Genomic DNA, 13,932 nt, shown 5'->3' with positions numbered 1-13,932 from the left:
AGCCTACGGCAGCTCCTACACCTATCTCTGTAGGAGCTGCCGCAGGCTGCGATCTTTTGATCTGCCAATAAAAAGGCCAACGCAATGCGTTGGCCTTTTGTTTGACGCAAACCGGGATCAGAAATCCAGGTTCGAAACCGCCAGCGCATTGCTCTCGATGAAGTCACGGCGAGGTTCGACCGCATCACCCATCAGGGTGTTGAAGATCTGGTCTGCACCAATGGCGTCTTCGATGGTGACTTTCAGCATGCGGCGCACGCTTGGGTCCATGGTGGTTTCCCACAGCTGATCCGGGTTCATTTCGCCCAGACCTTTGTATCGCTGAATGGTGTGGCGCTTGGTGCTTTCCGCCATCAGCCAGTCCAGGGCTTCCTTGAACTCGGTGACTGCCTTCTTGCGCTCGCCACGCTGGATGTACGCGCCGTCGTCGAGCAGGGTGCTCAGTTGAGCGCCAAGGGTGACGACGGTTTTGTAGTCGTTGCTGCCGAAAAAGTCGCGGTTGAAGGTGACGTAGTTCGACAGGCCGTGGGAGATCAGTTCGACCTCCGGCAGCCACACACCACGTTCACGGTCTTCACGCAGGCTGGCCTTATAGACCAGACCGGACTTCTCGACGGTGCGCAGACGGACTTCGTACTGGGCCAGCCAGTCCTGCATCTTGGCGTGGTCGCCAAGCATTTCCAGGCTCACGGCCGGCAGGTAAATGAAGTGCTCGGTCAGTTCCTGCGGGTACAGGCGCGACAGACGCTTGAGGGTCTTCATCACCATGCGGAAGTCGTTTACCAGACGCTCGAGTGCTTCACCGGAAATGCCCGGGGCTTCTTCGTTCAGGTGCAGGCTCGCATCTTCCAGAGCCGACTGCGTCATGTACTCTTCCATGGCGTCGTCGTCTTTGATGTATTGCTCTTGCTTGCCTTTCTTGACCTTGTACAGCGGCGGCTGGGCGATGTAGATGTAGCCGCGCTCGATCAGCTCCGGCAACTGACGGAAGAAGAAGGTCAGCAGCAGGGTACGGATGTGCGAACCGTCGACGTCAGCATCGGTCATGATGATGATGTTGTGATAACGCAGCTTGTCGATGTTGTATTCGTCGCGACCGATGCCGCAGCCCAGTGCGGTGATCAAGGTGCCCACTTCCTGGGAAGAGATCATCTTGTCGAAACGCGCTTTCTCGACGTTGAGGATCTTGCCCTTCAACGGCAGGATCGCCTGGGTCTTGCGGTTACGTCCCTGCTTGGCAGAGCCGCCCGCGGAGTCACCTTCCACGAGATACAGTTCGGACAGCGCCGGGTCTTTTTCCTGGCAATCAGCGAGCTTGCCCGGCAAGCCGGCGATGTCCAGCGCGCCTTTGCGGCGGGTCATCTCACGGGCCTTGCGCGCCGCTTCGCGGGCACGGGCGGCGTCGATCATCTTGCCGACGACCAGCTTGGCTTCGTTCGGGTTTTCCAGGAGGAAGTCGGAGAAGTACTTGCCCATCTCCTGCTCGACCGCAGTCTTCACTTCGGAAGACACCAGTTTGTCTTTGGTCTGCGAGCTGAACTTCGGATCCGGCACTTTTACCGAGATGATCGCGGTCAGGCCTTCACGGGCATCGTCGCCGGTGGTGGCGACTTTGTGCTTCTTCGCCAGACCTTCCTGCTCGATGTAGTTGTTCAGGTTACGCGTCAGAGCGGAACGGAAGCCCACCAGGTGGGTACCGCCGTCGCGCTGCGGAATGTTGTTGGTGAAGCACAACAGGTTCTCATTGAAGCTGTCGTTCCACTGCAGGGCGATTTCCACGCCGATACCGTCTTCACGCTGGATGTTGAAGTGGAACACCTGGTTGACCGCAGTCTTGTTGGTGTTCAGGTATTCAACGAACGCACGCAGGCCGCCTTCGTACTTGAACAGCTCTTCCTTGCCGCTGCGCTCATCCTTGAGGACGATGCCGACACCGGAGTTGAGGAAGGACAGTTCACGAATGCGCTTGGCCAGGATGTCCCAGCTGAAGTGAATGTTCTTGAAGGTTTCGCTGGAAGCCTTGAAGTGGATCTGGGTACCGGTGGTTTCGCTGTCGCCAACGATGGCCATCGGAGCCTGAGGTACGCCGTGGACGTAGGTCTGTTCCCAGATCTTGCCGCTGCGGCGAACAGTCAGTACCAGCTCCTCGGACAGTGCGTTCACTACCGACACACCTACACCGTGCAGACCGCCGGATACTTTGTAGGAGTTGTCGTCGAACTTACCGCCAGCGTGGAGGACGGTCATGATGACCTCGGCGGCGGAAACACCTTCCTCTTTGTGCACGTCTACCGGGATGCCACGGCCGTTGTCTTTAACGGTGATGGACTCATCCGGGTGGATAATGATGCTGATGTCATCGCAGTGGCCGGCGAGGGCTTCGTCGATCGAGTTGTCGACCACCTCGAACACCATGTGGTGCAGACCGCTGCCATCGTCGGTGTCACCAATGTACATACCGGGACGTTTGCGTACGGCATCCAGGCCTTTCAGCACTTTAATGCTCGTTGAGTCGTACGTATTTTCTTCGCTCAATGCCTTCACTCCCGATGGTCGTGGGTCTGGGTGATACGGCCCTGTTCCACGTGGAACAGAGCGACTGGCGTTTCCGTCTGCCAGCCTTCCCTCAATAATTCGTGATCTACACAGGTGATAAATACCTGGCAGCGTAAGTCTTCCAGCAAGCGGCACAGCGCGCGACGGTGGCCCTCGTCCAGCTCGGACGGCAAGTCATCCACCAGATAAATACACTGACCACGACGGGCCTGGCTGACCAAATGCCCTTGGGCAATCCGTAGTGCACAGACCACTAACTTCTGCTGACCCCGGGACAAGATGTCCGCGGCGTTGTGAGCGCCCAATCTAAGACGCAAATCAGCCCGTTGCGGTCCGGCCTGGGTATGACCCATTTGCTGATCCCGTTGCACGGATCCAGCCAGTACGGCGCTCAATTCCCGGTCTTTGTCCCAGCCTCGGTAATAGCTGAGCGTCAAACCTTCAAGCTCAACCAGTTCGCTCAAGGTTTGTTCAAAGACTGGTTTCAAGGCTTTGATGTAGGCGCGGCGGTATTCATCGATTTCAGCGCTGGCCTGGCACAGTTCCCTGTCCCAAACCGCTTGCGAAACGGCGTCAAGTGTACCATGTCGCAGCCAAGAGTTTCTCTGGCGCAGGGCCTTCTGCAACCGCTGCCAGGTGGCCATAAAGCGCGGCTCGACGTGGAACACGCCCCAGTCGAGAAACTGTCGACGAATCTTCGGCGCACCTTCAAGCAAGCGGAAGCTGTCGGGGTTGATCAACTGCAGCGGCAGGATCTCCGCCAGTTGCGCAGCACTGCGGGCGTTCTGGCCGTCGATGCGGATCTGGAACTCGCCCTGACGATCGCGCGAGATCCCCAACGCACTGTGCCCACCCTCAGCCAATTCGACCTGACCGAACACGGTGCAGGCGAGTTGCTCGTACTGAATGACCGGTAACAGCCGCGTGCTACGAAACGAACGGGCAAGCCCCAGCAGATGAATGGCTTCCAGAACACTGGTTTTGCCGCTGCCGTTGGCGCCGTAAAGAATGTTGATGCGGGGGGAGGGGGAGAAGGTCACCGGGTGCAGATTGCGCACCGCGGTGACCGAAACACGACTTAAGGACATCCAGGGTCAGCTGATTACAGACGCATCGGCATGACAACGTAAGCCGAATCGTCGTTGTCGGACTCTTGCACCAGTGCACTGCTGTTGGAGTCGGACAGGATCAGACGAACCTGCTCGGTGGTCATCACGCCCAGCACGTCGAGCAAATAGCTCACGTTGAAGCCGATTTCCAGGGAGCCGCCGTTGTATTCAACGCCCACTTCTTCTTCCGCTTCTTCCTGCTCCGGGTTGTTGGCCTGGATCTTCAACTGACCGCTGGCCAGTTGCAGACGGATACCACGGTACTTCTCGTTGGACAGAATCGCGGTACGGCTGAACGCTTCACGCAAGGCCTGGCGATCGCCCAACACCAGCTTGTCGCCGCCCTTTGGCAGAACGCGCTCATAGTCCGGGAACTTGCCGTCAACCAGTTTCGAGGTGAAGGTGAATTCGCCGGTGGTGGCGCGGATGTGATGTTGACCCAGCACGATGCTGACATTGCCGTCCGGCTCGGTGAGCAGACGCGCCAGTTCCAGAATACCTTTGCGCGGCACGATCACCTGATGGCGATCCGGCTGGCCGATATCGGCCTTCATCGAGCACATGGCCAGACGGTGACCGTCGGTGGCCACAGCGCGGATGATGCCTTCGGACACTTCCAGCAGCATGCCGTTGAGGTAATAACGCACGTCCTGCTGGGCCATGGCGAAGCTGGTGCGTTCGATCAGGCGACGCAGTTTGCTTTGTTCAAGACTGCAAGTCAGCGAGCCCGGACCTTCTTCAACGGTCGGGAAATCGTTGGCCGGCAGAGTCGACAGGGTGAAGCGGCTGCGGCCTGCCTTCACCACCAGCTTCTGCTCGTCGACCTTGATGTCGATCAGCGCGTCGTTGGGCAGGCTTTTGCAGATATCCATCAGCTTGCGCGCAGGCACGGTGATGGAACCTGTCTCAGCCGGCTCTTCAAGTTGCACACGACCGACCAGCTCGACCTCGAGGTCGGTACCGGTCAACGACAGTTGCTGGCCTTCGACAACCAGCAGCACGTTGGAGAGTACCGGCAAGGTCTGTCGGCGCTCGACGACGCCTGCGACCAGTTGCAGGGGTTTCAACAGGGCTTCGCGTTGAATGGTGAAATGCATGGTCTAGTCCCTTGCCTTAATAAGCTGCGCTGGTGTTCATCAAGTGGTCAGTGTACGCAGCAGGTTCTTGTAGTCCTCGCGGATGTCCGCGTCGGATTCCTTAAGTTCGTTGATCTTGCGGCAGGCGTGCAACACCGTGGTGTGGTCGCGGCCGCCGAACACATCGCCGATTTCCGGCAGGCTGTGGTTGGTCAGTTCCTTGGACAAGGCCATGGCGACCTGACGCGGACGAGCCACCGAGCGCGAACGGCGCTTGGACAGCAGATCCGAGATCTTGATCTTGTAGTACTCGGCGACGGTGCGCTGAATGTTATCCACAGAGACCAGTTTGTCCTGCAACGCCAACAAGTCTTTCAGGGATTCGCGAATCAGCTCGATGGTGATGTCGCGGCCCATGAAGTGCGAGTGGGCGATCACGCGTTTCAGCGCACCTTCCAGCTCACGGACGTTGGAGCGAATGCGCTGGGCAATGAAGAACGCGGCGTCATGCGGTAACTCGACTTTGGCCTGGTCGGCCTTCTTCATCAAGATCGCCACGCGGGTTTCCAGTTCCGGCGGCTCGACGGCAACCGTCAGGCCCCAGCCGAAGCGGGATTTGAGGCGTTCTTCAAGGCCTTCGATTTCTTTCGGGTAGCGGTCACTGGTGAGAATGACTTGCTGGCCACCTTCAAGCAGGGCGTTGAAGGTGTGGAAAAACTCTTCCTGCGAGCGCTCTTTGCGGGCGAAGAACTGAATGTCGTCGATCAGCAAAGCATCCACCGAACGGTAGAAACGCTTGAACTCGTTGATCGCGTTCAGTTGCAGCGCCTTGACCATATCGGCCACGAAGCGCTCGGAATGCAGGTACACAACCTTGGCATTCGGGTTCTTCTTTAATAGGTGGTTACCCACCGCGTGCATCAAGTGGGTTTTACCCAGGCCGACGCCACCATAAAGGAACAGCGGGTTGTAACCGTGCTTGGGGTTGTCCGCCACTTGCCAGGCCGCCGCGCGGGCGAGCTGGTTGGATTTACCTTCGACGAAGTTTTCGAAGGTGAAGGTGCGGTTCAGGTAGCTGGTGTGCTTGAGCGCACCTTCGACCTGCACGGTGCGCTGTTCGGCGCGAACCGGGGCTTGCTGCGAAGCGGCACCGGACATCGGATCGAAACTGTCGCGAGACGGTTCATCGCTGACTTCAGGGCTTTTCTGCGTCGAGCGCTTGGCCGTCGGTGCGGGCGTCTGCGTCGGTGCCTGCGTACTCACAGGCGTGGCATTTGCCTGGGCCTGCTGGGAAACCTGCGCGGCTGCAAGCGGCGCATTCGGTGCGGCACGCGGAGCGGAACTGCGTTTGCTGCCTATTAATAAGGAAAGCGCCGGCGCCATGCCGTTGCCATGCTCATCCAGCAGTTCAAGGACGCGGCCCAGGTACTTTTCGTTGACCCAGTCCAGCACAAAACGGTTCGGTGCGTAGACGCGCAACTCGTCGCCTTCGGCTTCGACCTGTAGTGGACGGATCCAGGTGTTGAATTGTTGGGCAGGCAGCTCCTCGCGCAAAAGCTCCACGCACTGCTGCCAAAGTTCCACTGACACGGATATCCCCTAAGTTGAAAGCCGGTGAGGCAAAAACAAGCGGCCATTGTAGCGGCGAGCCGTCCACTTATCCACATGCAGGTTGCCCGGTGACCATGATTTATCAATGCGTTAAATCGGAAAAAGGCGACCAACGGTGTGTGAATAAGCTCTGTGGATAACCGCCTCTAAGGGCACTGGACAACTGGGGGTTGAACTCGGTGGATAACTTGCCTGTGGATAACAGGCCATTCCACACACAGGTTATCCGACAGCTCAGCACAGGCTGAACACGGTTTTCCACTGTAGTTGTCATTCTCTGTACATCACGTCAGACAAGGCCTAATGCTACTTATCCACAGAAGAAGGTGTGCCTAGCTTTTACAAGCTTTACAGAAAAGCTTTAAATAATTCCCTTCTTTATTTTTATGTATGGCAAGCAGGTGATCAGGCAAAGAACACCTAGAGATCTATTTATAAGGAAACGCTGGTTGGAAATTGACCTGAAGGCTTGCTTTCTCTAGAATCCCCGGTCTCTTAAAACGGGGGCCATTCCGGCCCGTTGTGGACGAACCAGGTAACACGACATGAAACGTACTTTCCAACCAAGCACTATCAAACGCGCCCGTACCCACGGTTTCCGTGCTCGCATGGCTACCAAGAACGGCCGTGCTGTCCTGTCGCGTCGCCGCGCCAAAGGTCGTGCGCGTCTGGCAGTTTGATAATCCGGTACTGGAGGTGAGTCAGGACTTCAGTCGGGAAAAGCGTCTGCTTACTCCCCGGCATTTCAAGGCAGTCTTTGACTCCCCTACCGGCAAGGTTCCGGGGAAAAATCTCCTGCTCCTTGCACGCAACAACGATCTTGATCACCCCCGTCTCGGGCTGGTTATCGGGAAAAAGAGCGTAAAGCTCTCCGTTGAGCGCAATCGCCTCAAACGTTTGATGCGCGAATCATTTCGTCTGCACCAGGATTCACTGGTCGGCTGGGATATCGTTATCGTCGCGCGCAAAGGTCTGGGCGATGTAGAAAACCCCGAATTGATTCAGCATTTCGGCAAGCTCTGGAAGCGTCTGGCACGCAGCAAGCCAGTTCCAGAAGTCAAAACCGAAACTGTAGGGGTAGACAGTACCGATGCGTAAACTGGCCCTCGTTCCGATCCAGTTTTATCGCTATGCCATTAGTCCTTTGATGGCCAGCCACTGTCGTTTCTACCCCAGTTGTTCCTGCTACGCGTATGAAGCCATCGAAAATCATGGCCTTCTGCGCGGTGGCTGGCTGACCTTTCGTCGTTTAGGTCGCTGTCATCCGTGGAATCCCGGTGGTTATGACCCGGTTCCACCTATCCCTACCTCCCGTTCTTCTTCGATGGCCGAGTAATCATGGATATCAAACGCACGATCCTGATCGTCGCCCTGGCAATCGTGTCCTACGTTATGGTTCTTAAATGGAACCAGGACTATGGCCAGGCTGCCCTGCCGACTCAGAATGTTGCTTCCAGTACGACTACATCCGGTTTGCCGGACACCGCCACTGGCAATAATGCTGCCGCCAGTGACGATATTCCGCGCGCCGCTAGCGATACCAGTGCACCTGCCGAAACTCCGGTAGCCGCCAGCAAGGATCTGATCCAGATCAAAACCGACGTGCTCGATCTCGCGATCGATCCACAAGGTGGTGATGTTGCTCAACTGACCTTGCCTTTGTATCCACGTCGTCAGGATCGTCCTGATGTACCGTTCCAGCTGTTCGATAACGGCGGCGAACGTGTTTATCTGGCCCAAAGCGGTCTGATCGGCACCAATGGCCCGGATGCAAATCCGGCCGGTCGTCCGGTCTACTCTTCGGAGAAGAAGACTTATCAACTGGCTGACGGTCAGGACCAACTGGTCGTCGACCTGAAGTTCAGCAAGGACGGCGTCAATTACATCAAGCGTTTCACCCTGAAACGCGGCCTGTATGACGTAGCCGTTTCCTACATTGTGGATAACCAGAGCGCTCAGCCCTGGAACGGCGCAATGTTTGCTCAGTTGAAACGCGACAACAGCGCTGATCCTTCGTCCACTACTGCTACTGGCACCGCGACTTACCTGGGCGCCGCCCTGTGGACAAGTTCGGAGCCGTACAAGAAAGTGTCCATGAAAGACATGGACAAGGCGCAGTTGAAAGAAACCGTCACCGGTGGCTGGGTAGCCTGGCTGCAACACTACTTCGTGACCGCGTGGATTCCGGCCAAGGGCGAAAACAACATCGTCCAGACCCGTAAAGACAGCAAAGGCAACTACATCATCGGTTACACCGGTCCTACATTGACCGCTGCACCGGGTGCCAAAGTTGAAACCAGCGCTGTGCTGTACGCCGGTCCGAAAAGCCAGGCTGTATTGAAAGAGTTGTCCCCAGGTCTGGAACTGACCGTCGACTACGGCATTCTGTGGTTCATTGCCCAGCCAATCTTCTGGCTGCTGCAACATATCCACGCCATTGTCGGTAACTGGGGCTGGTCGATCATCTTCCTGACCATGCTGATCAAGGGTATTTTCTTCCCTCTGTCGGCTGCCAGCTACAAATCGATGGCGCGTATGCGTGCCGTTGCACCGAAACTGGCTGCTCTGAAAGAGCAACATGGCGATGACCGGCAGAAAATGTCGCAAGCCATGATGGAACTGTACAAGAAAGAGAAGATCAACCCGCTGGGCGGCTGCTTGCCGATCCTCGTACAGATGCCGGTTTTCCTTTCGCTGTACTGGGTGCTGCTGGAAAGCGTGGAAATGCGCCAGGCGCCGTTCATGCTGTGGATCACTGACCTGTCGATCAAGGATCCGTTCTTCATTCTGCCGATCATCATGGGCGCAACCATGTTCATCCAGCAGCAGCTGAACCCGACTCCGCCGGATCCGATGCAGGCGAAGGTCATGAAAATGATGCCAATCATCTTCACCTTCTTCTTCCTGTGGTTCCCAGCTGGTCTGGTGCTGTACTGGGTTGTGAACAACTGCCTGTCGATTGCACAACAGTGGTACATCACGCGTAAGATCGAAGCGGCGACGAAAAAAGCCGAGGCGTAACTTGCACTGTGGATAACACCACTCAAAACGCCCCCTAGTGGGGCGTTTTGCTATCTGCCACTTTTGTCTGGATTCCGGTTTATGAGCACACCTCGTGAAACCATCGCCGCCGTCGCCACCGCTCAGGGTCGCGGCGGTGTGGGCATTGTTCGTATTTCCGGGCCGCTGGCCAGCGTTGCAGCCAAAGCTATAAGCGGCCGCGAACTGAAACCGCGTTACGCCCATTACGGGCCATTTTTCAGTGATGACCAGCAAGTGCTCGATGAAGGTCTGGCGCTATATTTCCCGGGGCCAAACTCGTTCACCGGCGAAGACGTTCTGGAATTGCAGGGCCACGGTGGGCCGATCGTTCTGGACATGCTGCTCAAACGCTGCCTGGAACTGGGCTGCCGTCTGGCGCGTCCGGGGGAGTTCAGCGAACGCGCGTTCCTCAATGACAAACTCGACCTGGCCCAAGCCGAGGCGATTGCCGATTTGATCGAGGCGAGTTCTGCACAGGCGGCGCGCAATGCCCTGCGTTCTTTGCAAGGCGCGTTTTCCCAGCGTGTGCATAACTTGACCGAACAACTGATAGGTCTGCGCATCTACGTCGAAGCCGCCATCGACTTCCCGGAAGAGGAAATCGACTTTCTTGCCGATGGCCACGTGCTGAGCATGCTGGACAAGGTCCGTGATGAATTATCCACAGTACTGCGTGAAGCCGGACAGGGCGCGTTGTTGCGCGATGGCATGACCGTGGTGATTGCCGGTCGTCCGAATGCCGGCAAGTCCAGCCTGTTGAATGCGTTAGCCGGTCGGGAAGCGGCGATCGTCACCGAGATTGCCGGCACCACCCGCGATATTTTGCGTGAACATATCCACATCGACGGTATGCCGTTGCACGTTGTGGATACCGCAGGTTTGCGTGATACCGAAGACCAGGTGGAAAAGATTGGCGTTGAACGCGCACTGAAAGCCATCGGCGAAGCGGATCGCGTCCTGCTGGTGGTCGATGCAACCGCTCCGGAAGCACTGGATCCGTTTGCCTTGTGGCCTGAATTCCTCGAAACCCGCCCGGATCCGGCCAAGGTTACGTTGATTCGTAACAAAGCAGACCTGACTGGTGAATCCATTTCCCTGGAAGTCAGTGAAGATAGCCACGTGACGATCAGCCTGAGCGCCAAATCTGCAGGTGATGGTCTGGAACTCCTGCGTGATCACCTCAAGGCCTGTATGGGCTACGAGCAGACTTCGGAAAGCAGCTTCAGTGCTCGTCGTCGCCATCTGGAAGCGTTGCGCCATGCCAGTGCAGCCCTTGAACACGGTCGTGCACAACTGACTCTGGCGGGTGCGGGCGAGTTGCTGGCCGAAGACCTGCGTCAGGCTCAGCACTCTCTAGGGGAAATCACCGGGGCATTCAGCTCTGATGATCTGCTGGGACGGATCTTTTCCAGCTTCTGTATCGGTAAATAACCCCTCCGCTTTCCACAGACAGGTCCATTCGCGACCTGTCTGCGCCTCCTCTTTCTCAAACCTTTCTCCAGTGCCGGGCAGATTTCGTCTCCCTGAGCGGACTTCTCGCGCCTGTTATTTCTTCATTCACCGTATTTCTGTGGATTAAGCCCTGTGAATAACTGCCACTAAGGGCAGTTGATAACAGGGCCTGAAAACTGGATATAACCCCCTCTGTGGATAACCACGCCTTTAATCCACAGGCTTAAACCGGTTATCCAAGGCCCTCATTGGCACATGGTCACAGGGTTTTGAATCTCTGTACACATTGAATATAAAGGCCTGTATAAATCTATCCACAGAAAGTAGCCTCAGTAGAAATAAACATAAAAACAAAGGTTTTATAAATTTCTCTCTTTTTTATTCTTTTAACCTCGAGTTCTCCACAGCTGGTTAAATTTTGTGCAAAGGGTTCTTTAGGAAGGGCGAAGTCCCTATACTTGTCGACCAGGTTCAGAAACCTGATCTCAAACTATTCCTGAATTACCTACTTAAGCAGGCACGAGGTGCGTGGTGGATTTCCCTTCCCGTTTTGAAGTGATCGTCATCGGCGGCGGTCATGCCGGTACCGAGGCAGCACTGGCCTCAGCACGTATGGGGGCAAAAACCCTGTTGCTGACGCATAACGTGGAAACCCTCGGTGCCATGAGTTGCAACCCGGCCATCGGTGGCATTGGCAAAAGCCATCTGGTCAAGGAAATCGATGCCCTCGGCGGCGCGATGGCCACCGCTACCGATTTCGGTGGCATCCAGTTTCGCGTGTTGAACAGCCGCAAAGGCCCCGCCGTTCGGGCGACCCGTGCGCAAGCTGACCGGATTCTGTACAAAGCCGCTGTCCGCGAAATTCTGGAAAACCAGCCGAACCTGTGGATATTTCAACAAGCTGCTGACGACCTGATCGTCGAGCAGGAACAAGTCCGTGGTGTTGTCACGCAAATGGGTCTGCGTTTTCTCGCCGATTCAGTGGTGTTGACCACCGGTACGTTCCTCGGCGGACTTATCCACATCGGTTTGCAGAATTTTTCCGGCGGTCGCGCCGGTGATCCGCCGTCCATCGCACTGGCTCACCGTCTGCGTGAACTACCGCTGCGTGTCGGTCGCCTGAAAACCGGCACACCGCCGCGTATCGACGGTAAGTCTGTGGATTTCTCGGTAATGACCGAGCAACCAGGCGATACGCCGATCCCGGTGATGTCGTTCATGGGCAACAAAGAACAGCATCCACGTCAGGTCAGCTGCTGGATTACTCACACGAACGCCCGCACCCACGAAATCATTGCCGCGAACCTCGATCGTTCGCCGATGTATTCCGCTGCCGGTGAGATCGAAGGCATTGGCCCGCGCTACTGCCCGTCGATCGAAGACAAGATCCACCGCTTTGCCGACAAGGAAAGCCATCAGGTGTTTATCGAACCGGAAGGTTTGACCACCCATGAGCTGTACCCGAACGGAATATCCACAAGCCTGCCGTTCGACGTGCAATTGCAGATCGTGCAATCGATTCGCGGCATGGAAAACGCGCACATCGTGCGTCCGGGTTATGCGATCGAGTACGACTACTTCGATCCGCGTGACCTGAAGTACAGCCTCGAGACCAAAGTCATCGGCGGTCTGTTCTTCGCCGGGCAAATCAACGGCACCACAGGTTACGAAGAAGCTGGCGCCCAAGGTTTGCTGGCCGGGGCCAACGCCGCACTGCGCGCCAAGGGCAAAGAAGCCTGGTGTCCGCGTCGCGATGAAGCGTACATCGGTGTGTTGGTCGACGACCTGATCACCCTCGGTACCCAAGAGCCGTACCGCATGTTCACTTCCCGTGCCGAATACCGGCTGATCCTGCGCGAGGACAACGCCGACCTGCGTTTGACCGAAAAAGGTCGCGAGCTCGGTTTGGTCGATGACGCACGTTGGGCAGCCTTCTGCAAGAAACGCGAAAGCATCGAACTCGAAGAACAGCGCCTGAAAAGCACTTGGGTTCGCCCGAATACGCATCAGGGCGATGCGATCGCGGAAAAATTCGGCACGCCGCTGACCCACGAATACAACTTGCTCAACCTCTTGAGCCGTCCGGAAATCGACTACGCTGGTCTGGTCGAAGTGACCGGCAACGGCGCCGAAGATCCTCAGGTCGCCGAGCAGGTTGAAATCAAAACCAAGTACGCCGGTTACATCGACCGTCAACAGGACGAAATCGCCCGTCTGCGCGCCAGTGAAGACACGAAATTGCCTGTGGATATCGATTACACCAACATTTCCGGTCTCTCCAAGGAGATCCAGAGCAAGCTCGGTGCCACGCGTCCAGAGACGCTGGGTCAGGCTTCGCGGATCCCGGGTGTGACCCCGGCAGCGATTTCGCTGTTGATGATTCATTTGAAAAAACGCGGCGCGGGCCGTCAGTTGGAGCAAAGCGCTTGAGTTCTAAGGTCACTTCGCAACACGCCGAAGAGTTATCCACAGGAGCCCGCGAGCTCGGTGTCCATCTCACTGAAACCCAGCTCGAATTGCTGCTGGGTTATCTGGCCCTGTTGATCAAATGGAACCAGGCCTACAACCTGACTGCGGTGCGCGATCCGGACGAAATGGTTTCGCGACACTTGCTCGATAGTCTGAGCGTGATGTCGTTCATCGAAAACGGTCGCTGGCTCGACGTCGGCAGTGGCGGCGGCATGCCGGGGATCCCGTTGGCGATCCTGTATCCGGACTCGCAAGTGACCTGTCTGGACAGCAACGGCAAGAAAACCCGCTTTCTGACTCAGGTCAAACTCGAACTCAAACTGGATAACCTGCAAGTTATCCACAGTCGTGTCGAAGCCTTCCATCCTGCTCAACCGTTCAATGGGATCATTTCCCGGGCGTTCAGCAGCATGGAAAACTTCACCAACTGGACTCGCCACTTAGGCGACGCCGATACACGTTGGCTGGCAATGAAGGGCGTTCATCCGGCCGATGAGCTGGTAGCATTGCCGGCAGACTTCAAACTCGATAGCGAACACGCCCTGGCCGTACCCGGTTGCCAAGGCCAACGCCATCTGCTGATACTGCGCCGCACGGCATGATTGGGAACACAAGCA

The 13,932-nt window shown here is 56.7% G+C and carries 11 protein-coding genes; 7 read left to right on the top strand and 4 right to left on the bottom strand.

The features are described from left to right. Nucleotides 1–117: 117 nt before the first annotated feature. The 4 genes from gyrB to dnaA are packed head-to-tail and all read right to left on the bottom strand — an operon-like array spanning nt 118 to nt 6,331. Complete coding sequence (gyrB, locus tag J0G10_RS00985; protein WP_093429549.1) at nt 118–2,535, bottom strand: DNA topoisomerase (ATP-hydrolyzing) subunit B; 2,418 nt, start codon at nt 2,533–2,535, stop codon at nt 118–120. Between the two features lie 5 nt (nt 2,536–2,540). After that, complete coding sequence (recF, locus tag J0G10_RS00980; protein WP_038359568.1) at nt 2,541–3,644, bottom strand: DNA replication/repair protein RecF; 1,104 nt, start codon at nt 3,642–3,644, stop codon at nt 2,541–2,543. Between the two features lie 14 nt (nt 3,645–3,658). Then, on the bottom strand, nt 3,659–4,762 hold the full coding sequence (gene dnaN, locus J0G10_RS00975) for a DNA polymerase III subunit beta (RefSeq protein WP_007911887.1): 1,104 nt from the start codon (nt 4,760–4,762) through the stop codon (nt 3,659–3,661). Nucleotides 4,763–4,801: 39 nt separating this feature from the next. Further along, nucleotides 4,802–6,331, bottom strand: coding sequence for a chromosomal replication initiator protein DnaA (gene dnaA, locus J0G10_RS00970; RefSeq protein WP_095049581.1), 1,530 nt, complete (start codon nt 6,329–6,331; stop codon nt 4,802–4,804). Nucleotides 6,332–6,897: 566 nt separating this feature from the next. On the opposite strand from dnaA, the gene rpmH reads away from it, so the two are divergent. The 7 genes from rpmH to rsmG all read left to right on the top strand — a co-directional run bounded on the left by rpmH (nt 6,898) and on the right by rsmG (nt 13,917). Further along, the gene (rpmH, locus tag J0G10_RS00965) at nt 6,898–7,032 is read left to right on the top strand and encodes a 50S ribosomal protein L34 (RefSeq protein WP_003213577.1); all 135 of its coding nucleotides are present in this window, start codon (nt 6,898–6,900) and stop codon (nt 7,030–7,032) included. Nucleotides 7,033–7,048: 16 nt separating this feature from the next. After that, nucleotides 7,049–7,450 (top strand): ribonuclease P protein component, encoded by a 402-nt coding sequence (rnpA, locus tag J0G10_RS00960; RefSeq protein WP_016984072.1) that lies wholly within the window; start codon nt 7,049–7,051, stop codon nt 7,448–7,450. Continuing rightward, on the top strand, nt 7,443–7,688 hold the full coding sequence (gene yidD / locus J0G10_RS00955; protein WP_010465488.1) for a membrane protein insertion efficiency factor YidD: 246 nt from the start codon (nt 7,443–7,445) through the stop codon (nt 7,686–7,688). The genes rnpA and yidD overlap by 8 nt, the downstream gene beginning before the upstream one ends. A 2-nt stretch (nt 7,689–7,690) precedes the next feature. Continuing rightward, nucleotides 7,691–9,373, top strand: coding sequence for a membrane protein insertase YidC (gene yidC, locus J0G10_RS00950; protein WP_095049582.1), 1,683 nt, complete (start codon nt 7,691–7,693; stop codon nt 9,371–9,373). Between the two features lie 81 nt (nt 9,374–9,454). After that, complete coding sequence (gene mnmE, locus J0G10_RS00945; RefSeq protein WP_093429551.1) at nt 9,455–10,825, top strand: tRNA uridine-5-carboxymethylaminomethyl(34) synthesis GTPase MnmE; 1,371 nt, start codon at nt 9,455–9,457, stop codon at nt 10,823–10,825. Nucleotides 10,826–11,377: 552 nt separating this feature from the next. Continuing rightward, nucleotides 11,378–13,276 (top strand): tRNA uridine-5-carboxymethylaminomethyl(34) synthesis enzyme MnmG, encoded by a 1,899-nt coding sequence (gene mnmG / locus J0G10_RS00940; protein WP_220557224.1) that lies wholly within the window; start codon nt 11,378–11,380, stop codon nt 13,274–13,276. Beyond that, nucleotides 13,273–13,917, top strand: a complete 645-nt coding sequence (gene rsmG, locus J0G10_RS00935; protein ID WP_220557223.1) for a 16S rRNA (guanine(527)-N(7))-methyltransferase RsmG — start codon at nt 13,273–13,275, stop codon at nt 13,915–13,917. The genes mnmG and rsmG overlap by 4 nt, the downstream gene beginning before the upstream one ends. Nucleotides 13,918–13,932: the final 15 nt, after the last annotated feature.

Source organism: Pseudomonas germanica (assembly GCF_019614655.1).
GTDB classification, from domain to species: Bacteria; Pseudomonadota; Gammaproteobacteria; order Pseudomonadales; family Pseudomonadaceae; genus Aquipseudomonas; species Aquipseudomonas neuropathica.
Note: the sequence above shows the minus strand (reverse complement) of the source record. Positions and strands in the feature narration are given on the sequence as shown.

Coding starts and splice junctions, on each gene's coding strand:
- dnaN (WP_007911887.1), bottom strand. CDS start 4,762: ATGCATTTCACCATTCAACGCGAAGCCCTGTTGAAACCCCTGCAACTG.
- mnmE (WP_093429551.1), top strand. CDS start 9,455: ATGAGCACACCTCGTGAAACCATCGCCGCCGTCGCCACCGCTCAGGGT.
- rpmH (WP_003213577.1), top strand. CDS start 6,898: ATGAAACGTACTTTCCAACCAAGCACTATCAAACGCGCCCGTACCCAC.
- yidC (WP_095049582.1), top strand. CDS start 7,691: ATGGATATCAAACGCACGATCCTGATCGTCGCCCTGGCAATCGTGTCC.
- recF (WP_038359568.1), bottom strand. CDS start 3,644: ATGTCCTTAAGTCGTGTTTCGGTCACCGCGGTGCGCAATCTGCACCCG.
- yidD (WP_010465488.1), top strand. CDS start 7,443: ATGCGTAAACTGGCCCTCGTTCCGATCCAGTTTTATCGCTATGCCATT.